The following is a 22,508-nucleotide window of genomic DNA, read 5'->3' as shown; positions in this document are numbered from 1 at the left end:
TAAAACATATAATTTAAAAAACTCGTTCAGTTAATTGAACGAGTTTTTTTGTGCGTTACCACGAGGGTCGGGCTTTTCGCACTCGCTTTTTTTAAGAAAAATAAAAAAGAGCTCAAACAAACGCTACAATCCCTAACGCGAGCCTATTTGTACATCATTTGTAAGTTGTTACCAAACGATTGCACATGGTTGCGTTAGGGATTGAAATGGCATCCTTTTTTATAAAAAAGATATAATATTTAGATTTCTCTCAATATAAATTCTAAGCCTGTTAAAACGTCCAAAAGATGAATTTAAAATTCTTCTCCGCCGTCATCTTCTCTGTTTCCACCAGATTTTCTATCTCTTTGATTTTTATTTTGGTTAAATCTGTACGTAAAGTTTAAAGATACTTGACGCATTCTTCGTTGAAAAGTTTGATCTGTAATATTTGTTGGGTTTTCTCTGCTTGGAGCATAACCTGTAACTTGGTACTTTCTAGTATTAAAAAGGTCGCTAACATTAAGTACCAACGTTGCTTTATCTTTTAAGATGTCTTTACTAAAAGCTAAATTGGCAGATAAAATTCCTTTAACATCACTTTGTGCATCATCTTTAGGGCCTCGGTAAAATACTCTTGTTTGCGATTGAATATCCCAAGGAAGTGTAATTTTAGCATCGAAACGTGTAAACCAAGAATTGTTTTTGGTATCGAAATTTTGTGTAACTGGAGTAACAGCATTGGTGTTTAAATCTGTTACATTATAAGTGTATTCTCCTTCTGTTTCAAACTGATAAAAGTTAAAACTACCAGAAAAACGTACTTTTTTACTTGCGTTGTAATTTGCTGTAAACTCAAAACCAGCTCTTTCTTCTGACGCTAAATTAATAGGTTGTCTTACCAAAACATTGGTTTCTTTACCATTTACAAATCTAGTTTCTTGGCTGTTAACACGTGCAATATTGTTGGTAGAGTGTTGGTAATAGATAGATGAATTTAGGGTTACTTTACCAAATTTATTTAAATATCCTAAATCAAAAGAGTTTGTATAGGTTGGGTCTAAGTTTACGTTTCCTTTAGAGAAAATTACTTCACTTTCTCTACTTTCAAAAGGGTTTAAATATCTAGAATGTGGTCTTCTAAGTCTTTTACTGTATCCTAAAGTAAAGCTTTGGTTTTCTGTTAATTCGTAACCAAAATTTACTGTTGGAAAAAAGTCGGTATACTTTTTATTGTAATTTTCATTGGTATTAAGAAGTTTAATATCAATGTTTGTAATTTCTGTACGTATACCTAATAAGTAAGAAAATTTATTTATTTTACTACCAAATTGTGTGTAAAAAGCATTTACGTTTTGTGTAAATTCTAAGTTGTTAGACGGGTTGTACACTGGGTCTAAATTGGGAGCTACCACTAAATAGTCTGATGTTAAATCTTGAAAACTACCTCGATAACCTGCTTCAAATTGAGCGTTTTTACCTATTGGTAGTACATAATCTGCTTGTACTAAATTGTCTATAGATAGCTCATTGGTAGCATTGGTTTCTGGGTTTATATCTGTAATAATTGCAGATTCGTTTTCTTTATTGGCACTGTGTTGCAAGTCTAACGTTAATTTATGTCCGTTTTCATTAAAGTTATTTACATAGTTTAAAGAGAATTGCAATGTTTCATCGGTTTCTCCTTCATCTTGTATACGTGTAGAGTTGTATAAATTTGTATTGGCATTATCAAAAGAACTAATATTATTGTAAGAAATATTTTTACCATCAGAATCTCTTACAAATATAGTACCTGTAATAGAACTTTTTTTGTTCAAATAATATTCTAAACCAAAATTAGCATTAAAGCCTTTTCTACTTCTATCGTTGTCTCTGTTTTCTATTCTAACACTATCTATAGCGCCGTTAGATAAATACGTAACATCAGAGTCATATACACCAGGGCTTCCATTATCACTATAGCCTAAATTTGTAAATAGATTTATTTTTTCTGTACGTAAATTTAAGTTTACTGCTGTTTGATAGTTTTTTGGATCACCCACAGTAACATTTACAGAACCATTAAAGCCAGAAGCTTTACCTTTTCTTAAAATAATGTTTAAAATACCTGCAGTTCCTTCAGAGTCATATCTTGCAGAAGGAGAGGTAATAACTTCTACTCTTTCTATAGCATCTGATGGTAGTTGTTTTAAAGCATCGGCACCAGATAAACCAACTAAAGCAGAGGGTTTTCCATCTATTAAAATACGTACGTTTTCGCTACCTCTTAAACTAACAACTCCTTCTGGATCTACATCTACAGAGGGTACATTGTCTAAAACATCAGATGCTGTACCACCTTTAACAGTCATGTCTTTACCAACATTGTATATTTTTTTATCTAATCGGATGTCTACAGTAGATTTTTCTGCAATTACAACTACTTCATCTAAACTACTTGCGTCTTCCTTTAGTTTAATGATTCCTAATTTTTTATTTGCTAAAATTTCTTGAACAGGAAAATTTATTGTTTTAAAAGAAATAAATTCTACACTTATTTGGTAGGTTCCTTTGGATGTTTGCACTTTAAAAAGACCTTTATCATCTGTAATTCCTCCAGTAATTTTTTGTGTTTTTGTGTTTTTTAAAACAACTGTTGCATATTCTAAAGGTTGGTTAGAATTAGCATCAACCACTTTACCTGTAATGGTAATTCCTTTTAGAGGTGGAGATTGGGCTAATAAAAATGTTGATGTGAATAAGCAAAGTAATAAGAGTGTAGTTTTTTTCATTTGGGTCTTTAAATCGTTATTTATTTAAGACGGCAAAGGTCTTTTTAAGTTTAACTAGATGTAGTTAAAAAAACGTTAAAAGCTTTTTTTGAATTCCCAATTTTTAGGCTCTTATATTTTGACTAGAGAGGTGTTAAAAAAAAACTGCAAGGTTGAAAATAAACAAGTCTTGCAGAATTTTAAAATAGATTAAATAGGATGTGAATTTTAAATAATATCTAAAATTGTTTCTGTAGGTCGTCCTATAACAGCTTTATTGCCATTGATAACAATTGGGCGTTCTATTAATTTAGGATTTTCTATCATTGCTTTAATAATATCAGTGTCAGATAATTCTTTTCCTTTAAATTCTTCTTTCCATATTTTTTCTGTTTTACGAACTAATTGAATAGGGGCAATGCCTAATAATTTAATGATTTCTGTAAGTTCTTTTTCTGATGGAATTTCTTCTAGGTATTTAACAACTTCGAATTCTTTTTTTGAGTTTTCTAGAATTTCTATACCTTGTCTAGATTTAGAGCAACGTGGGTTGTGGTATATTTTTATCATACTGAATGTTTTTAGTTTTGCTATTTGTTGGCAAATAGGTTTAGCCCTGATTGAAATGACATCCTTTTTGTTTTTACAAAAAGATATAATGGAAAGCAGGAAATAGCTTCTTATTTAATTTATAAAAAAATTACTCACTTTTTTGTCCATTTAGCATTAAATACGCTTTTAAAAATGGGTTTATATCTCCATTCATTACATTGTCTACGTTACCGGTTTCATGAGCGGTTCTTACATCTTTTACCAATTTATATGGATGCATTACGTAGTTTCTAATTTGGCTTCCCCATTCGTTTTTTAATTTTCCCGACTCAATTTCATCCCTTGCAGCTTGTTGTTTTTGCAATTCGATTTCATATAATTGAGATTTTAGCATTTTCATTGCAGTTGCTCTATTGTCGTGCTGAGAACGTGAGTTAGAACAAGAAATTTGAATTCCGGTTGGTTTGTGTGTTAACTGAACTTTTGTTTCTACTTTATTTACATTTTGTCCACCAGCACCACTAGAACGCGCAGTTACAATTTCTATATCTGCAGGGTTTACCTCAATTTCTATAGAATCATCTGCCACCGGAAAAACATAAACAGAACCAAAGGTTGTGTGGCGTTTTCCGTTAGAATCGAAAGGTGAAATACGTACCAATCTGTGTACGCCATTTTCTCCTTTTAGCCATCCAAAAGCATAATCTCCTTCAATTTCTATGGTAATGGTTTTAATACCTACAACATCGCCTGCTTGGTAGTTGAGTGTTTTTAGTTTAAAGCCTTGCTTTTCTGCCCACATGGTGTACATTCTAGACAGCATTTCTACCCAATCGCAACTTTCTGTTCCGCCGGCTCCAGCATTAATTTGTATGGTTGCAGAAAGAGCATCTCCTTCGTCTGAAAGCATATTTCTAAACTCTAGGTCTTCTAAAAAAGTACTTGTTTTTTCAAATTGATCTTCAACTTCATCTTCTGCAACTTCTCCTTCTTTATAGAATTCGTATAAGACATTTAAATCTTCATTTAAGGTGATGGTTTTATGATAATCGTCTACCCATTTTTTTTTGAAACGCAGCTCTTTCATTAAAATTTCTGCTTCTTTAGGATTGTTCCAAAAATCTGGATTTGCCGTTTTTTCTTCTTCGTTGGCAATTTCAATTAGTTTTTTATCAATCTCTAAATAAGACTTTAATTTTTCTATTCTTGTAGCAATATCTTTAAGTTGTTCTTGTGTAATCATAGGTTGAACAAAAATAAACGAAATTTTAAGACTTTTTGTTTTAAAAACTCACTGATTTTTATGATTTTTTATTCTACAATAATTTTACTTGTTCCGTAAACAGGGGTTCCGTTTTCTGTAATTCCTTCTACCTGAATTAAATAATTACTTTTGGAGTCTGATGTAAAAAACTTGATAGAAACGTCTTCGGTTGTTTTCGTTTTTATTTTTGGGACCCAATGTAAAGTTGTTCTAATATCGGCTTTGGTTTGTTCTTCAATTCCGTTGATGTGGTCTGGGGCATAAAATTCTTTAGCAGTATAAAAACCAACAGCTTTAAAATCTATAATTCCTGGTTTTCTTTTTATATTCTTACTTAAATTGAAACCATTTCCAGATTTAGAATAGATAGAAACTACTGCGCCACTACTTGTAAACATGGACGCTTCTATACCTACAAGTAAATCTATAAAAGAAATGTTGCTTGCAGGTATTGCACTTAAATCTGTAACTTCTATAGGCATTTCATCAAGCAAAATTAAAGGAATTGTAGTGTTTCCAAAGTTTCTTACGTAAACAGAGTCTTGTTGGATAGTAACTCCTTGCAGATTATATAATAATTCTAGGGCAGTAGTGCCAAAAGCATTTTCTGTAGCATCAAATCTTCTAAAAGAACCTCCGTAAGAAGTTCTAGCATCCATTTCTGCATTTCTTTTACTTTCTTCATCTTTAAGTGTTGTACTTATTACAATTTCATCTAAAACATATTGCTGTTGTTTAAAAGCATCATCTAGTTCTTTTAAATATTTTTCGTAATTTAAAAAAGAAGTAACGTCTGCACCTTTATTTAGATTTTTAGAAAGAGTATCTCTTAAAACTTTAGGGCTTTTTTTATCTTTATCTTGAATAATTAATACTTTTCTATCTCTTGTTTCTTGCGATTTAAAATCGGTTAATCTAGCTTCTAAAAGAACTGGGATACTATCAAAAAAGATATAAGGTCCGTAACTAAATTCTCCTTTTATGTTAGATTTTTGAATTGGTTCTTGTACAACTTGTTTACCGAAAAAAGTAAATCTTGTTGGTACAGATTTTATGCCATAAGGAGATTTCATAGCTAGTGTTTTTCCAGAAATTGTGATTCCTTTTTCTATTTCAAACTCAGGTTTAGTTTTTGCCTCGTATAATAACTTTTGCCATGTAAAACGTCTCCAACCATTTGTTCTCATTACTAAATCTAGTAAATAGGTACGTTCTCTATCGTTTTCTTTTTCAAAGAAATATCCTGGGTTTTTTATTTTTCCTCTTAAATCAGAATTTAATAATAGCCATGTTTTAATGTTTTCTTCTTTAGTGTTTTCTGGATAGGCGTTTAAGTCTAAAACACTCATAGATAAATTACTAACTAAATTTTGTTGGTCTTTATCTTTTACATTTAAGTTTAACGTAACTTCTTTTCGACTACCATAATAATCTTTTGGTTTAGTTATGTTAATCGTTGCATTGTTGTTAGGATTGTTAATATATACCAACCTTTCACAAACAGGTTTTTTATCAGGGTTAAAAAGGGTGATGTGTAGAACTCCGTTTTTTAGATCATCATTTTTAATCTTTAGGTTTTGATTTAGTTTTTCTGCAGTCTGAGTAGCATTATAAATTAATTTACCTCTTTGATGAATAACTAATGAAGTGCCAAAAAGGCCTTGTTTTAAGTTTGATTGTAAATTAATTAGCAAGTCTTTTCCGTTGTTTAGGGTATTTAAAGTATACCCTTTTTCTAAAGATTTAGGTAGTTGGTATTTGTATTCATTCCCTTCTATGTTTACAAGTGCATAATAGGTTTTGTCTTGTTCTGGTTGAAGATAAAAGAGGCCTAAACCGAATTTGGTACTGGTAAAATCTGTAATAAATTGATTTTTATTATCTAAGATTGAAATTCTTATAGGCACATCATCAAAAAAAGGTTCTTTTAATTTTATGCTAACTACATTTTTTAAGTTGTTAATTAAATAACCTCCTTCAGGATAAAAATTTAAAGTAGGTTTAAAAGGCTTTGTTTTATTTTCTGTTGTAAGTACTTGACTTGTTTTAACAATCGGTTTTTTAGCATCAAGCGATAAAATAGAAATTTCTTTCTGAAAAAAATATTCAGGATTTTCATTTCTCATATAATTCGTATATGCTCTAATTAGATATTTTCCTGGTGCTAAATTTTTTGATATTTTAAAATTTCCGGCAGTATTTACATCATTCATAAAAAGCTTTTCCTGAATTAGTATACTGTCTTTATCGTTTATGAATTCTGCATATAATAAATTACTTTTTTTAGATTTTGTATGCGTAACGCCATTTACTAAATATGCAGAAAACCAAATATTATCACCTAGCGTATAATAAGGTTTGTCTGTATGTACATATACTTTTTCTGGATAATTAACCAAAGCATAATTTTCTGCTTTTTCTTTCACTAATTGTGTAAAGTATTTTTCTTGTATACCAATAAAAGAAGCAAAAACAAGAAGTGCAAAAACAAGAAAAAAATATTTTTTCATCAATTTGAATTTAAAAACCTAAAATACTTCATTTTTCATTATAATTTTAAAAATTAAAGTATTTTTATACCATAGATATAAAAGATGATAATAGACTTAATTTCAGATACAGTTACCAAGCCAACAAAAGGAATGTTGGCAGCAATGATGAATGCTAACGTTGGTGATGATGTTTTTAAAATGGACCCAACAACTAATGAGTTGCAAGAAAAAATGGCAGAATTGTTTGGAATGGAAGATGCATTATTTTTTCCATCAGGAACCATGGCAAATCAGGCAGCTATAAAACTACATACACAACCCGGAGATAAGTTAATTTGTGATAAATATGCACACGTATATAATTATGAAGGAGGTGGAGCAGCATTTAACTCTGGTGTTACTTGCAAGTTAATTGATGGAAATAGAGGAATGTTTACAGCAGAACAACTACAAGAAGCTGTTTTAGAAGGATTTGGTATTCATACTCCATTTGCTAGTTTAGTCTGTATAGAAAACACTACAAATAAAGGAGGAGGAGCTTGTTGGGATTTTTCTGAATTAGAAAAGTTACAGAAAGTTTCTAAAGAAAATAATTTAGCTTTTCATTTAGACGGTGCACGTTTGTTTAATGCAATGGTGGTTAAAAATGAAAACCCGAAACAATACGGAGCATTATTTGATACCATTTCTATTTGTTTATCTAAAGGATTAGGTGCGCCAATTGGTTCTGTTTTATTGGGGTCTAAAGCACATATTGCAAAAGCTTTGCGAATTAGAAAGCTATTTGGAGGCGCAATGAGACAAGTTGGTTTTTTAGCTGCAGCAGGAATTTATGCACTAGACAATCATGTAGATAGATTAGCAGAAGATCATAAAAAGGCACAAGAAATAGGTGCTGTTTTAGAAGCAGCTTCGTATGTAACAAAAGTAGAAAACATAGAAACCAATATTGTTATCTTTTATGTTGATGAAAAAATAGGGGATGAAAATTTTATAAATACATTAAAAGAAAAAAACATACTTTTAACCCCAATGGGGCAAGGAAAAATAAGAATTGTAACGCATTTAGATTATACAGATAAAATGCATGAAGTTCTTTTAAAGGAGTTGAAAAACTTCTAAAAATAAAAACGAACAATTGGTGATACGGCAGAAGAATAAACGCTTCTGTCATCATACAAAACATCATATCTTATACCAACAGCAAACCTACCATTGTTGTAGGCAACTCCAAGATATAAAGCAGGGAAATTTGTGCTTATAGTACCTAAATTAGATGTTTGTTTGGCAAAAGAGTGTTCGTATTCTCCAGAAAGTTGAATATTTATGTTTGGTATTTGATATAAAGAAATAATACTAGCACCATAAACATTTGTTTTAGTATCATCAAACTTGCTATAAACGTAGGTTAAACCTGTACCTAAAGCAAAACCATTGTCAAAATTATAAATAGCACTTGGAGAAACACCAATGGTGGTTTGAGATCCAAAACTCATACTTAAACCACCACCAAATTGTACATGATCCCAGAAATCAACTTTTTTTTCTTGAGAAAACATGGTAAAAGAGCAGCTTAAAAATAAAATAAGGAAATACTTTTTCATAATTTAAATTAATTAGTCTCATCTAATTTAGCCAATTCTTTATAATTTCTTTTCAATTTTTTTAATAATATTCCATAAAGTAATTGATAGAACAAATATAAAGTACCTAAAAAGACTAAAATAACAACTAATGATAGAAGAATTATTTGAATTATTTGTTTGGTATTTAACTCTTCTATTTTAAAGTTTATTTCTGCTACCATTATAATCATCATCATTAAAGCGATGAAAATAAGGTTAAATAGTACATAATATCTTACAGTTTTTCTAGTTCTAATAATCTTTTTCATCAACTTTTTCGTAGAATCTGTGGTAGAAATATTCTTGTAATTTTTATAGAATAGTACTAAAAAGTAGAACAGTATTAAATAGAACAAAACTTGAGAATAATAAACAAAACCCATTAATCCGATTTTTTCGTATTCGGCGTAGGCTTCTTCTGGGTCTATAAAAAAGTATAAAGAATTTAATACAACAAACTCTAGTATACCAATTATAAAGATCCATTTTACAATAGAAGACGACTTCGATTGTGCCATTTTGTAAATCTCAACAGAAGAAAATTTATTTCCTTCTTCTGGTTGATTTTTCCAAGTATTTTTATATTTTTCTAATAAATCCATGTTATTATGGGTTTAAAATGTTTTTTAATTTTTCTTTTGCTCTGTTCATTTTCACTCTTGCATTTACAGAAGATATTCCTAGTGTTTCAGAGATTTCCTTGTAAGGTTTGTCTTCAAGGTATAAGAATATCAATGCTTTGTCAATATCATTTAATTGATGAATCGCTTTATACAAAGCCTTTAATTGTACTTCTTCTGTATCATCATAATCCGTTGCTTTAATTTTATAAGCAAAATCAGTTATATCTTGGGTTTTAACGGTTCTTGTTGATTTTCTATACAGCGAAATTGCTGTGTTTAAAGCTACTCTATACATCCAAGTACTAAACTTAGAATCTCCTCTAAACTTTGGATAATTTTTCCAAAGTTGAATTGTTATCTCTTGAAACAAATCATTATGTGCACTTTGATTTGTAGTATAAACTCTACAAATTTTATGTGCTATATTTTGATTTTTTTCAAAGACCTCTAAAAAAATCTTTTCTAAATCTTTTTGCACCTGTGTAAGCTAGTTAGTTATTTATTAGTAGTGTAAAAGTATCATTTGTTACATTTTTAATAAAATAAATTTTATTCTTTATTTTTTCTTTAAATTTGTTGAACTAAAAATCAAATGTATTGAACAATATTAAGCAAGATTTTACAATTAAAGACCTTGAGAATATTTCAGGAATTAAAGCACATACCATTCGTATTTGGGAAAAGAGGTATAATCTTTTACAGCCAAAAAGAACCGAAACCAACATTCGTTTATATTCTAATGAAAACTTACAGAAACTTTTAAATATTGTTTTATTAAACAATCATAATTTTAAGATTTCTAAGATTGCTAAAATGTCTGATGAAGAACTCATTTTGCAATCTAGAGAATTGGCTCTTACTATTTCTGTTAATGATGAGGCAATTAATGCTTTAAAGTTATCCATGTTTCAGTTTGATAAACAGTTATTTAACAATACTTATAATAAGCTATTACAAAAAAAGACCTTTAGAGAAATTTTTAAAGAGGTGTTTATACCTTTTTTAAATCAAATAGGTCTATTATGGCAAACTGATACTTTAAATCCTGCCAATGAGCATTTTATTTCTAATTTAATTTCTCAAAAAATTCTTCTTAAGATAGAAGAAATTCAATTTAATATTTCTAATACGTCTAGAACGTATGTATTGTTTTTGCCAGAAAATGAAATTCATGAATTAGGGCTTTTATATTTAAATTATGAGTTAGTTTTAAGAGGGTTTCATACTATTTATTTAGGGCAAAGTTTACCATTAAATAATTTAAACTATTTCTTAGAGAGTAAAAGTGAAATTTCTTTTATAACATCTTTAACAATAAAACCGTATGATGATAAAATTGAAGAATATTTTAAAGAAATTAATGATTTAATTACACCAACAAATCATACATTTATTGCAACAGGTAATAAAGTAGAAAAAGTAAAACACCTTACGTTAAATTCAAGAATTCAATTACATGATTCTATAATTGATTTGTTAAAAGTCTTGTAAATTTTATTCTTTTTTAATTTTGTGTTTAATAATTTTGTACTTTTGTTAAACAAAATAAAGAATGAAAAAGAAAATTTATATAATTGGTTCTGGGTTCTCTGCTTTATCAGCTTCTTGCTATTTAGCAAAAGCAGGATATGAAGTTACTGTTTTAGAAAAAAATGATACGTTAGGAGGTAGAGCTAGACAATATAAAAAAGACGGTTTTACTTTTGATTTGGGACCTTCTTGGTACTGGATGCCAGATGTTTTTGAACGTTTTTTTGGGGATTTTGATAAAAAACCTTCTGATTACTACATTCTAGATAAGTTAAACCCTGGTTATGAAGTTTATTTTGGTGAAAAATCATCCGTTAAAATTTCTAGTGAATTAAAAGAAATTTATGACCTTTTTGAAAGCGAAGAAAAAGGAAGTGCCAAACATTTAAAAACCTTTTTAGATTCTGCAAAATCTAATTATGATACTGCTATAAAAGATTTGGTGTATCAACCTGGTGTTTCTCCTTTAGAGTTGGTAAATACTACAACGATTGCAAGGGTTACTCAGTTTTTTTCAACCATAAGAAAACAGGTGCGTAAAAACATAAAGAGTACCAAACTAATTAAAATATTAGAATTTCCTGTGTTGTTTTTAGGGGCAAAACCAAGCAATACACCTGCATTTTACAATTTTATGAATTATGCCGATTTTGGACTTGGTACATGGCATCCAAGAGGTGGAATGTATAAAGTGATTGAAGGAATGGTTTCTTTAGCAGAAAGTTTAGGTGTTACATTTATTACCAATGCAAATGTTGATAAAATTATAACCGATACCTCTAAAAATGTAACCGGTTTGTTAGTTAATGGAAAAGAAATAAAAACAGATTTGGTTTTAAGTGGTGCAGATTATCATCATACAGAAACGTTGTTAGATGCATCTGTTAGGCAATATTCGGAAGGGTATTGGGACAAAAAAACATTTGCTCCGTCTTCTTTATTATTTTATGTTGGTTTTGATAAAAAAATTGAAAACGTAAGTCATCATACGTTGTTTTTTGATACAGATTTTGATGCGCATGCAAAAGAAATTTATGATGATCCGCAATGGCCATCAGATCCACTTTTTTATGCAAACTTTACATCCATTACAGATACAACTTCTGCACCAGCAGGAAAAGAAGCTGGTTTTTTCTTGATTCCTTTAGCTCCTGGCATTAAAGATACAGAGGTTTTAAGAGAAGCGTATTTTCATAAAATTATGGATCGTTTTGAGAAATTAACAAATCAAGAAGTAAAAAAGCACGTGTTGTTTAAAAGGTCATTTTGTGTAAATGATTTTAAAAGTGAATACAATTCTTATAAAGGAAATGCATACGGAATGGCAAACACTCTTTTACAAACTGCTTTTCTAAGACCAAAAATAAAAAGCAGTAAAATAAATAATTTGTATTTTACTGGTCAATTAACAGTTCCCGGACCAGGTGTACCTCCGGCTTTAATATCAGGTAAAATTGCATCAGAATTAATTTTTAAAAATCAGCAATAATTATGAAAGAGTTATTTGACAGTGTTTCTAATGATTGTAGCAAGTTGGTTACAAAAAAATACAGTACTTCTTTTTCGTTGGCAGTAAATATGTTGTCTCCAAAAATTAGAACTGATATTTATAATATTTATGGGTTTGTTCGTTTTGCTGATGAAATTGTAGATACTTTTCATGACTATGATAAGGAAGTATTAATGGCTCATTTTGAAAGAGATTATTATCTTGCAAAAGAACATGGTATAAGTTTAAATCCTATTTTAAACTCCTTTCAGCATACCGTAAATAAATATAAAATTCCGGATGAAATGGTGCAAGCTTTTTTAAAAAGTATGAAAGCCGATTTATTTAAAACAGAGTATGAAACCAAAGAAGAATACGATGCCTATATTTATGGATCTGCAGATGTTGTTGGTTTAATGTGCTTAAAAGTTTTTGTGGATGGTGATGATAAAAGGTTTGAAGAATTAAAAGATGCGGCAATGCGATTAGGTTCTGCTTTTCAAAAAGTGAACTTTTTACGTGATTTAAAAGATGATTTTGAAGTATTAAATCGTTCTTATTTTCCGAATATCAATTTAGGAGAATTAGATGCAACTTCTAAAGCACTTATTATTGATGAAATTGAAGCTGATTTTGATTTTGCTTACCAAAACGGTATTCTTAAATTGCCTGTGGAAGCAAAGTTTGGGGTATATATGGCTTATAGATATTACAAAAGGTTGTTAAAAAAACTAAAGAAAGTTCCATCAGAAAAAATTATGGATACTCGAATTAGAATTTCTGATCCAATGAAAATTAACTTATTGGCAAGGAGTTATGTAAAATATAAATTAAATATTATATAGTTAAATATCCCCTCGAGCGCAGTTGAGAGGTTATTTAGAAAAGAGGATATTATTAATTAGGTCTCGACTGCGATCGACCAGACATTAAAATATAATGATATACATATTAATAACATTGGCTGTTTTTTTACTAATGGAATGTGTAACTTGGTGTACGCATAAATTTGTAATGCATGGCTTTGGGTGGTATTTACACGAAGATCATCATCAACCAAAATACAACGGAATTTTTGAAAAAAACGATGCTTTTTTTGTTGTTTTTGCCATACCAAGTATTTTACTTTTTTATTTTGGTACCTACACAGAATACACTTTCTTATTTTTTATTGGACTAGGAATTCTGTTTTATGGTATTGCCTATTTTTTAGTGCATGATGTATTAATTCATCAGCGTTTTAAATGGTTTAAACAGACCAATAATCGGTATTTAAAAGGATTACGTAAGGCACACAAAATTCATCACAAACATTTGGGTAAAGAAGAAGGGGAGTGTTTCGGAATGTTGTTTGTTCCGTTTAAATATTTTAAAAAACCAAAAATTTAGTGTATCTATATCTGCTTTTAAATCTCGGTTCTATTAGTATTCCGCTTTTATATTCTTTCGAGAAAAAAATGCGATTTATAAAACATTGGAAAGCAGTTTTTCTTTCGTTAACACTTGTTTCAATTGTTTTTTTAATTTGGGATGCAATTTTTACAGCTAATGGAGTTTGGGGGTTTAACCCAGATTATCATTTAAATTTCTTGCTTTTTGGAATGCCTATTGATGAGTGGATGTTTTTTATATGCATTCCGTATGCAAGTATATTTATTCATTATTCTTTAGAATATTTTAAACCTAATTTGGTTATTTCAGAAAAGATTACAAAGTTGATTACAATATTTTTTATGGTGATATTGCTTCCTGTAATTTTTATGAATACAGATAAAGCCTATACTTTTGTAAATTACACTTTTCTGGTTTTAGTACTCTTAATTGGTTTTTTCTTCGGAATTAAAGACTTACAACGGTTTTATATCTCATTCCTTATTATTTTAATTCCGTTTTTTATGGTAAACGGAGTTTTAACGGGAACAGGAATTGCAGAGCCAATCGTTTGGTATAACGATGCAGAAAACTTAGGGATCCGCTTATTAACAATACCTATTGAAGATGTAGGCTATGCTTTTACGATGATTTTTGGTAATGTTTTATTGATTGAAAAATTCAAGAAAAAAGTTTAAGAAAAAAGAATTCTTCTAAGCGTTTATTACATTGATAGGATTTCCATTAATAAAAGCATCTAAATTATTAACCGCAGTTTGCATTAAGCGAGTACGCGCTTCTTTTGGAGCCCAAGCAATATGAGGTGTTATAATGCAGTTCTTTGCATTTAATAAAGGATTATTAGCTAACATAGGTTCTGTAGAAATTACGTCTACCGCTGCACTTGCTACTTTACCTGAATTCAGAGCATCTCTAAGATCTTCTTCTATAATTAATCCTCCTCTAGAAGTATTAATTATAAATACACCATCTTTCATTTTATCAATAGTTGTTTTATTGATAATTCCTGTGGTACTTTCTGTAAGCGGACAATGTAAACTGATAATATCTGCTTTTTTAAACAAAGTCTCTAAAGAGACATATTGGCAAGTTTCAGTTTCTAATTCTGGATATTTAGTTCTACTATGTACCAAAATATTTAATCCAAAGGCTGCTGCTAATTTAGCGGTTGCTTGTCCTATTTCTCCAAAACCAATAATACCAATTGTTTTTCCAACTAATTCTATTAACGGAGATTTGCTAAATGTAAAATCAAGACTAGTTAACCACTCTCCATTTTGAACAGCAGCATTATGTTTTCCAATATTATGGCACATTTCTAGCAATAAGCCTATTGTAAATTGAGCTACTGAGCGGGTGCTATACGCAGGGATATTTGTTACTGTAATTCCCTGTTCTTTTGCGTATTCAACATCAACTACATTATAACCAGTTGCTAAAACACCAATATATTTAAGAGTAGGTATTTTTTCTAGTACACTTTTTGTTAACGGAGTTTTATTAGTAAATACAACGGTTGCATTACCTATATATTTAACTATTGTTTCGGTATCAAAAGCTGTTCTATCATAAACTTTTAAATCTCCAAACTGTTTTAATCCGTCCCAACTTAAGTCGCCTGGGTTTAGTGTAAATCCATCTAAAACTACTAAATTCATCATACTTTAATTTTAAAAACACTTTTCAAAAACTTCTTTCATCACAGAATACGAGGTAGAAGCACCAGGAGACGCGCCTAAAAGAGCTGCTATGGTTTTATCTTCAGAGACAATAATTTCTGTACCGAATTCTAGTTTTCCAAACCCTTTTTTGTTACGTTTAATAATTTGAACACGCTGACCTGCAACCACTACTTTCCAATCGTCATTATCTGCTTCTGGATAGAACTCTCTTAACTCATTCATTCTATCTTTAAAAGATAAACGTACTTGTTTAATTAGATATTTTACAAGCGGTAAGTTTTGGTAACCGGCACCTAAAAGACTCATAATATTATCAAATTCTACAGATTTAGGTAAATCGAACATAGAACCATGTTTTAAGAATTTGGTAGTAAAACCAGCAAAAGGACCAAATAATAATTCTTTACGTCCGTTTATCATTCTAGAATCCATGTGAGGTACAGACATTGGTGGTGCACCACGACCAGCTTTACCATAAGCTTTAGCGTTGTGTCTTTCTATAATTTCTGGATTGGTACAGCGTAACCAAAGACCACTAATAGGGAAACCTCCATAACCTTTAGATTCCTTTATGTTTGCTTTTTCTAGTAAAGGTAATGTTCCGCCTCCTGCACCTATAAAAAGGTAATTAGAAGCCAACATCCAATGTTTACCAACATTTTGTCCTTTTATACTTACAACCCAATTGTTTCTTTTTGATTTTTGAATATTGTAAACATTGCTATGATTTAATAATGCAACATTGGTTTGTTTTTTTAAGAAACGAAATAGTTGTTCTGCTATTTCACCAAAATTTACATCATATCCTTTTTCAATATAAGTGGCAGCAACTTCTTCTTTGTTAGAACGCCCTTCCATCATTAAAGGAAGCCATTCTTTTACTTGTTCGTTATCTTTAGAAAAAAGCATGCCCTTAAAATGAGGTTCTTTACTCATTATGTTATAGCGCTTTTCTAAAAAGGCAACATCTTTTTTTCCTCTCACAAAACTAAGATGCGGTACTTCACTAATACATTTTGATAAATTTCTAATGTACCCTTTTTCTGCACAATCTTTCCAAAAGTTGTAGGTTTCTGTAAATTGTTCAGAGATACTAATTGCTTTATCAATATTTATAATTCCTTTCTTTTCAGGTGTATAGTTTAGTTCACAATTTCCAGCATGTCCTGTACCTGCATTGTTCCAAGCTTCAGAACTTTCTTCTGCCATTGTAGGTAACTTTTCTATAATGGTTATTTTTTTTCCGGGAAATTTTTCATACAACATTATGGCTAATGTAGCAGTCATTATTCCTCCTCCGATAAGCACAAATTCTGAATGTTTTACAGATACAATTTTGGGCATTTTTTTATTTTTTAAGAGCACAAAGGTAGCCGTTTATGAATTTATTTTAAACGGATTTGGTATGCTATTTTAGCAATTTTTGTATATGTAAATTAGTAAATACGCAAAGAAATATAAACCGTTTTTTAGTATTGATAAGTTTTTTTTATTTACAATTTTAAAAAATAAGTTTTTTTTTAAAAATAGATATCTACCATTTTTCTCCAATACCTAGCTCTGTGTGCTTCTTCATACCATTCAAATAATTGATGAGGTATTTCTTTTTCCTTTAAAATATTAGATAATTTTAAGTTGCTTTCTAAAAAAGAGTCTTTTTTTCCGATTGCTAAAATAATATCCATTTTACTTAATTGTTCAATTAAAAAAGAATCTTTTAAGTTTTTTAAATATTGATTAGGCATATTAAAATAAACAAAATCATTATGAAAACCGTTAAACAAATCGTTAAAGTAACCGCTAGATTTTGTTAAATCATAACGCCCACTCATTCCAACAACTTTGGTAAATAAATTAGGGTGACGCATGGCAATGTTAACAGCATGATAGGCTCCTAAACTACAACCTGCAGAAGTAACATTTTTACTAGGGTTAATTGAATTGGCAAGTGGTAAGACTTCATCAATAACATAATTTTCGTATTGGATATGTCTATATATACGATATCCTGGGTCTTTAAAACTATTATAAAAAGATTCTAAATCTACACTATCTACACAAAAAACTTGTAATTTTCCGTTGTTGATTTTTTGTTCTAAAGCGGCAATAATTTTCCAGTTTTCATAATCAAAAAAGCGTCCCATTCTTGGAGGGAAAAATAACACTTTTGTACCTGAATCTCCAAATACAAGAAGTTCCATTTCTTTTTCAAGATTAGGACTATACCATTTATGATATTCTCTTTTCATGAAAAATAATTTTTCTATTAAAGTAAGCTTTTCTTATCCTTTTTGGAGAATTTTTATAGGAAATATTTTTGGATTTCTAAGAAGTGATTTTGTTAGTATTTGATAGCCTTGGGAGTTAAAATGTAATCCATCTTCTTTAAAGTATTTACCATTAGCTTTTCCATTTCTATCTAATAGGTCATCATAAATATTTACAAAATGAAAATTATCATCTTTAGACATTAATCTTTCGGTATTTTTATTGGTAAAATGAATACTTTCTAATAAATGATTACGAGCAACACTCGGTTTTATAGAAATGCATGTGCATTTAACGTTTCCGTATTTTGTTCTAATTTTTAATAATAAGTTTTCTAAGTAGAGCAGTACCTCTTCTGGATGTCTGCCTTCTCCTAAATCATTATCTCCTGCATAAATTATAATAGCATCTATTTCTTCTATGTTTTTAAAAATACGATCAAAAAACCAGGTGCATGCAGCTAAAGTTGCTCCTCCAAAACCTAAGTTTACAGGATGATGTTCCTTAAAAATTGTGGTTAATTCGTTCCATAAGGTAATTGTAGAACTACCATAAAAAATCATTCTAGGTTTATAGTCTAAATTCTGAATTTGATTTTCTAATCGCTCTAAATCTGAATGAAACCAAAACATAAATACATTATTTTTAAGGGGTTAATTGCTCAATATAAAAGATATATATTAAATACTAGGTAAAATGATGAAAAATAATAAGGATGGAAGTAGTCTTTTTCTAACTTTTAACGAGATAATTGATTTGATTTTATTATTAAAAATAGAAATATTTTATGAAGATAAATTTCATTTTTTTTATTTTGATATAGAGCTCGTAAAGCTTTTAAAAACAGTATGTAAGCCGTTTTTTATTTTAGGATGAAAAGGTTAAAAACTAGTTTTAAAATTCTTTTTTTTTATTATTGTAAGTACCTATTTTTTTATCGTCTATACAATGAATAAATTTGTATAAACATATAGAAAAAAATGAAATATTTAAGAATAGCAATACTGAGTTTTGTATTGTTTTTTACAACTTGTGACCATCCTTTTGAATTTAGTGTTTATGAAGCGAATGTAAAATCTGATCAAAAAAACACGACTGAAAAAAACTTAAAATTACTTAAAAATGTTACTGTAAATTCTGCAGAATTTAAATTTGCATTTATTTCTGATGTACATTATTATTACGATCAACTTGCTACAGTAATTGATGACATCAACAAAAGAGATGATGTTTTATTTGTAGTTTTTGGAGGAGATATTGCAGATCAAGCATTATTAAGAGAATACGAGATTTTTCATGATATTATGTCGAAATTAAAGAAACCTTATGTAACAGTTATTGGAAATCATGATTATAATAATAACGGAGAAGTTATCTATAAACAAATGTTTGGGGATTATAATTATTCTTTTGAATTTAATAATAACAAATTTGTCCTTTTTGATGATACCGTTTGGGAAAATCATAAGGAGTTAGATTTTGAGTGGCTTACATCAGAATTAAAAGATAACACCAGTTTTAATCAGGTATTTGTTATTGCTCATATTCCACCTTACGGAGATCAATTTGATGATGAGTTAGAAGAAAAGTACAGATCTTTAATGGAAGAATACAAAGTTCCGCTATCTATACATGGCCATACACACACTTATCTGTATGAAGAAGGAGAAGTAAGTTATTTAACTGCGCCAACTGTTAAAAAGAAAGCATACAGTATAGTAACTGCAAAGGAAAAAGATTTTAGTGTAGAATTGATAGAATTATAAAATAAATGAAAATTAAAAATATATTAGTAATAGCAATAACTTTGTTATTGTTTAGCAATATTTATGCTCAAGAAGAAAGTATCGTTAAAGAAAAATCTTGGTATGTACCAGATTATGTAAAAGCACAATTTGCTGGAAACATTGGTCTTTTTTCTGTGGGAGCTGGTTATCAATTATTTGATAAAGTTTTATATACTGAATTGTTGTACGGTTTTGTACCAAAATCTGCCTCTAAAGCAGATGACATACATTTAATTACAATTAAAAATACGTTTCCTCTTTTTAGAAAAAAAATTGGTGATAACTTAACGTTAACTCCAATAGCTGGTATTGCTACAACTTTAGATATTGGTACTACGTCATTTACAACGCTTCCTAAAAAATATCCTGAAGGATATTATGTTCCTACTGCGATTCATTTTACCTTGTTTGGAGGTGTTATGCTTCATAAAGATTTTAAGAAGTCAAAATTATTTAAAGGAGTAGATTTTTATGCAGAACTAGGTACAGTAGAAACGTATCTTTGGTATGCACTAGCAACTAAAGAAGTTGATTTGGTAGACGTTTTTAGTACGTCTATTGGAGTCAATTTTTATTTTTAATAGATAGAATAAAAGACGTTCATAAAATAAAAAGGCCAAATTCATTATGAATTTGGCCTTTTTAAATATATATTTAAATCTATTTCTTAGGTTGTCTTTCTTCCGTTTTATCTAAAGATAAATTGTCTAACCAATCATATAAGCGATCTGGCCATTTTTGTAAATATCCTTTATTAAGAGCTAAAGAATAGCCATGTTTTCCATACGGATAAAGATGCATTTCTACATTAATATTGTTATCCTTAAGTGCTTTATACAAGTTTAAACTATTTTCTACAGGTACAGCAGAATCATCAACTGAATGTACTAAAAATGTAGGTGGTGTATTTTTGGTTACATTTAATTCATTGGAATATGTATCCTTTAATAGAATAGTAGGGTTTTTGCCTAATAATTTATTTCTAGAACCCTTGTGCGTATAATTATCTTGCATAGTAACTACAGGATAAATCAAAGCCATAAAATTTGGCCTTGCAGAAATGGTGTCTAAAGCCTGTTCTTTAAAATTATTTGGAGTATTAAATTGAGTTCCTAAGGTAGAGGCTAAATGTCCGCCTGCAGAAAAACCAATTATACCAATTTTATTAGGACTAATATTCCATTTTTTAGCATTTATTCGTACCCATCTTATTGCTCTTTGTGCATCTTGTAAAGGCGCATTGTGTTGTGTTATTTGCAATTCTGGATTTGGTAATCTGTATTTTAATATAAATGCTGTTATTCCTTTACTATTAAACCATTTGGCAATATCAGACCCTTCCCAATCATATGCTAAAGAACTATAACCACCTCCAGGAAAAATGATGACAGATTTGTCTTGCCTGTTTCTTTTTGATGGTAAGTATATTTCTAAAGTAGGTGTTTTTACTAAAGATATTTTTTTGATAGGGTCTAAGGTAATCACCTCTTGTTCTTCGGTCGTTTTACTATTGGGAACAACATCCCAAATTTCTACAATTTCACTTTGTGAAAAAGAATTATAGATAGCAAATAGGACTAAAAAAAATAAGAGGTGCTTTTTCATTTATAGTTATTGTTTAGGGTATTTTTCGGCAATTTTATCCAAAGATAAATTATGTATACTTCCAACATGAGTATGTTGTTTTCCTAAATCAGGTTTGTAAGTTCCTGCTTGTACTTGTCCACCAATTTTTTGATATGCTTCTCTAAAAGACATGCCTTCTACCACTAAATTATTAATGCTATCAACCGTAAATAAATATTGATATTTTTCATCATCTAAATCGATATCTTTTACAATTACTTGCTGAATAGAGTAATTAAAGATGTCTAAAATATCTTTAACATCTTCAAAAGCATTGATAATATTTTCTTTTAATAATTGATAATCTCTGTGATAACCCGTTGGTAAATTGTTGGTAATTAAAATCATTTCTGTTTGTAATGCCTGTATTTTATTACATTTTCCACGAATCAATTCAAACACATCTGGGTTTTTCTTGTGTGGCATAATGCTACTTCCTGTAGTTAATTCATCAGGAAAAGATATAAAACTAAAATTCTGACTCATAAACAAACAAACATCCATTGCAAAACGAGACATAGTGTTACATAAACCACCTAAAGCAGAAGCTATAGAACGTTCGCTTTTTCCTCTACTTAATTGTGCTGCCACAACATTGTATTTTAAGGTTGCAAATTCTAATTCTTTTGTAGTTAGTTCTCTGTCTATAGGAAAAGAACTTCCGTAACCTGCAGCAGAACCTAAAGGATTTTGATCTACAACTTTAGAAACAGCATTTAGCATATACACATCATCAATTAACAATTCTGCATAAGCAGAAAACCATAACCCAAAAGATGATGGCATTGCAACTTGTAAATGTGTATAACCAGGTAATAAGCTTTCTTTGTGTGTTTCTGCAAGGTTTAAAAGTGTATCAAAAAGTGTTTTAGTTTTATCATTTATAATTGATAAATTCTCTTTATAATATAATTGTAAAGCAACTAAAACTTGATCGTTTCTAGAACGTGCAGTATGAATTTTCTTACCGACTTCTCCTAATTTATTGGTTAATTCCCATTCAATCTTAGAGTGTACATCTTCAAAAGAAGCTTCTATTATGAAAGTGCCGTTTTCAATATCAGCTGCTAATTCTTCTAATCCTCTCTTTAAATCTTTTAGTTCATCCGCAGTAATAATACCAATTGATTCTAGCATTATGGCATGAGCTAAAGAAGCCTGAACATCATATTTGGCAATATGCATGTCAATTTCTCTATCATTACCTACCGTAAATTTTTCTATTTGTTGATCTATTGAAAATCCTTTATCCCACAACTTCATAATTTCTATATTTTGTTGTCATTGCGAGGAACGAAGCAATCTCATTATTAATAAAGAGATAACTTAATTATGACTCGTTTTGACTTTTATTTAATTCCTTTTTTATCATTCCTAGCTAGGCAGGAATCTATTTTTAGTTCTTATTGCTCTATGGATTCCTGCCTTCGCAGGAATGACAGAATT

General features: G+C 29.6%; 21 protein-coding genes. 8 read left to right on the top strand and 13 right to left on the bottom strand.

Annotated elements, in window-relative coordinates:
* Positions 1 to 293 precede the first annotated feature (293 nt).
* The 4 genes from WHD07_RS04085 to WHD07_RS04070 all read right to left on the bottom strand — a co-directional run bounded on the left by WHD07_RS04085 (position 294) and on the right by WHD07_RS04070 (position 7,058).
* Complete coding sequence (locus WHD07_RS04085) at positions 294 to 2,753, bottom strand: TonB-dependent receptor domain-containing protein (RefSeq protein WP_343330173.1); 2,460 nt, start codon at positions 2,751 to 2,753, stop codon at positions 294 to 296.
* Between the two features lie 207 nt (positions 2,754 to 2,960).
* A complete protein-coding gene (gene arsC / locus WHD07_RS04080; protein WP_343330172.1) occupies positions 2,961 to 3,302 on the bottom strand; it encodes an arsenate reductase (glutaredoxin) in 342 nt (113 codons plus the stop codon).
* 130 nt (positions 3,303 to 3,432) lie between these two features.
* A complete protein-coding gene (prfB, locus tag WHD07_RS04075; RefSeq protein ID WP_343330171.1) occupies positions 3,433 to 4,527 on the bottom strand; it encodes a peptide chain release factor 2 in 1,095 nt (364 codons plus the stop codon).
* A 68-nt stretch (positions 4,528 to 4,595) separates the two neighbouring features.
* On the bottom strand, positions 4,596 to 7,058 hold the full coding sequence (locus WHD07_RS04070; RefSeq protein ID WP_343330170.1) for a hypothetical protein: 2,463 nt from the start codon (positions 7,056 to 7,058) through the stop codon (positions 4,596 to 4,598).
* An 84-nt stretch (positions 7,059 to 7,142) separates the two neighbouring features.
* Here WHD07_RS04070 and WHD07_RS04065 point away from each other — a divergent pair, with 84 nt between their 5' ends.
* A complete protein-coding gene (locus tag WHD07_RS04065) occupies positions 7,143 to 8,162 on the top strand; it encodes a GntG family PLP-dependent aldolase (RefSeq protein WP_343330169.1) in 1,020 nt (339 codons plus the stop codon).
* Here WHD07_RS04065 and WHD07_RS04060 read toward each other — a convergent pair.
* The 3 genes from WHD07_RS04060 to WHD07_RS04050 are packed head-to-tail and all read right to left on the bottom strand — an operon-like array spanning position 8,159 to position 9,766.
* Positions 8,159 to 8,644 carry a hypothetical protein gene (locus WHD07_RS04060; RefSeq protein ID WP_146105269.1) on the bottom strand — a complete coding sequence of 162 codons (486 nt, stop codon included), beginning with the start codon at positions 8,642 to 8,644 and terminating at the stop codon, positions 8,159 to 8,161. The genes WHD07_RS04065 and WHD07_RS04060 overlap by 4 nt on opposite strands.
* Positions 8,645 to 8,652: 8 nt before the next feature.
* Complete coding sequence (locus tag WHD07_RS04055; protein WP_343330168.1) at positions 8,653 to 9,267, bottom strand: hypothetical protein; 615 nt, start codon at positions 9,265 to 9,267, stop codon at positions 8,653 to 8,655.
* Between the two features lie 4 nt (positions 9,268 to 9,271).
* Positions 9,272 to 9,766: an RNA polymerase sigma factor gene (locus WHD07_RS04050; RefSeq protein WP_343330167.1), complete on the bottom strand. Its 495-nt coding sequence runs from the start codon at positions 9,764 to 9,766 to the stop codon at positions 9,272 to 9,274.
* Between the two features lie 119 nt (positions 9,767 to 9,885).
* Between WHD07_RS04050 and WHD07_RS04045 the strand changes: the two genes are divergently transcribed.
* The 5 genes from WHD07_RS04045 (at position 9,886) to WHD07_RS04025 (ending at position 14,376) form a co-directional block, all read left to right on the top strand.
* Positions 9,886 to 10,779, top strand: coding sequence for a MerR family transcriptional regulator (locus WHD07_RS04045; RefSeq protein WP_343330166.1), 894 nt, complete (start codon positions 9,886 to 9,888; stop codon positions 10,777 to 10,779).
* Positions 10,780 to 10,840: 61 nt separating this feature from the next.
* Complete coding sequence (locus WHD07_RS04040) at positions 10,841 to 12,307, top strand: phytoene desaturase family protein (protein WP_343330165.1); 1,467 nt, start codon at positions 10,841 to 10,843, stop codon at positions 12,305 to 12,307.
* A 2-nt stretch (positions 12,308 to 12,309) separates the two neighbouring features.
* The gene (locus WHD07_RS04035; protein ID WP_343330164.1) at positions 12,310 to 13,152 is read left to right on the top strand and encodes a phytoene/squalene synthase family protein; all 843 of its coding nucleotides are present in this window, start codon (positions 12,310 to 12,312) and stop codon (positions 13,150 to 13,152) included.
* A gap of 94 nt (positions 13,153 to 13,246) precedes the next feature.
* On the top strand, positions 13,247 to 13,696 hold the full coding sequence (locus tag WHD07_RS04030; RefSeq protein WP_105049053.1) for a sterol desaturase family protein: 450 nt from the start codon (positions 13,247 to 13,249) through the stop codon (positions 13,694 to 13,696).
* Positions 13,696 to 14,376, top strand: coding sequence for a lycopene cyclase domain-containing protein (locus tag WHD07_RS04025; RefSeq protein WP_343330163.1), 681 nt, complete (start codon positions 13,696 to 13,698; stop codon positions 14,374 to 14,376). The genes WHD07_RS04030 and WHD07_RS04025 overlap by 1 nt, the downstream gene beginning before the upstream one ends.
* Before the next feature lie 15 nt (positions 14,377 to 14,391).
* Here the strand turns inward: WHD07_RS04025 and WHD07_RS04020 are convergent, their stop codons facing one another.
* The 4 genes from WHD07_RS04020 to WHD07_RS04005 form a co-directional block, all read right to left on the bottom strand.
* Positions 14,392 to 15,360, bottom strand: coding sequence for a D-2-hydroxyacid dehydrogenase (locus WHD07_RS04020; RefSeq protein ID WP_343330162.1), 969 nt, complete (start codon positions 15,358 to 15,360; stop codon positions 14,392 to 14,394).
* 9 nt (positions 15,361 to 15,369) lie between these two features.
* Positions 15,370 to 16,725 (bottom strand): malate dehydrogenase (quinone), encoded by a 1,356-nt coding sequence (gene mqo / locus WHD07_RS04015; RefSeq protein ID WP_343330161.1) that lies wholly within the window; start codon positions 16,723 to 16,725, stop codon positions 15,370 to 15,372.
* Positions 16,726 to 16,901: 176 nt separating this feature from the next.
* Entirely contained in the window at positions 16,902 to 17,630 is a 729-nt protein-coding gene (locus WHD07_RS04010; RefSeq protein WP_343330160.1) for an esterase family protein, read from the bottom strand.
* Between the two features lie 33 nt (positions 17,631 to 17,663).
* Positions 17,664 to 18,281: a GDSL-type esterase/lipase family protein gene (locus tag WHD07_RS04005; protein ID WP_343330159.1), complete on the bottom strand. Its 618-nt coding sequence runs from the start codon at positions 18,279 to 18,281 to the stop codon at positions 17,664 to 17,666.
* A 348-nt stretch (positions 18,282 to 18,629) separates the two neighbouring features.
* On the opposite strand from WHD07_RS04005, the gene WHD07_RS04000 reads away from it, so the two are divergent.
* Together WHD07_RS04000 and WHD07_RS03995 are read left to right on the top strand one after the other, a co-directional pair.
* Positions 18,630 to 19,415 (top strand): metallophosphoesterase, encoded by a 786-nt coding sequence (locus tag WHD07_RS04000; RefSeq protein ID WP_343330158.1) that lies wholly within the window; start codon positions 18,630 to 18,632, stop codon positions 19,413 to 19,415.
* A gap of 5 nt (positions 19,416 to 19,420) precedes the next feature.
* Positions 19,421 to 20,017 carry a hypothetical protein gene (locus tag WHD07_RS03995; protein WP_343330157.1) on the top strand — a complete coding sequence of 199 codons (597 nt, stop codon included), beginning with the start codon at positions 19,421 to 19,423 and terminating at the stop codon, positions 20,015 to 20,017.
* 79 nt (positions 20,018 to 20,096) lie between these two features.
* Here WHD07_RS03995 and WHD07_RS03990 read toward each other — a convergent pair whose 3' ends face one another.
* Together WHD07_RS03990 and argH are read right to left on the bottom strand one after the other, a co-directional pair.
* Entirely contained in the window at positions 20,097 to 21,041 is a 945-nt protein-coding gene (locus WHD07_RS03990; protein ID WP_343330156.1) for an alpha/beta hydrolase, read from the bottom strand.
* Between the two features lie 6 nt (positions 21,042 to 21,047).
* A complete protein-coding gene (gene argH, locus WHD07_RS03985; protein ID WP_343330155.1) occupies positions 21,048 to 22,325 on the bottom strand; it encodes an argininosuccinate lyase in 1,278 nt (425 codons plus the stop codon).
* Between the last annotated feature and the right edge of the window lie 183 nt (positions 22,326 to 22,508).

The organism is Polaribacter staleyi, assembly GCF_038024045.1.
GTDB classification, from domain to species: domain Bacteria; phylum Bacteroidota; class Bacteroidia; order Flavobacteriales; family Flavobacteriaceae; genus Polaribacter; species Polaribacter butkevichii.
Note: the sequence above shows the minus strand (reverse complement) of the source record. Positions and strands in the feature narration are given on the sequence as shown.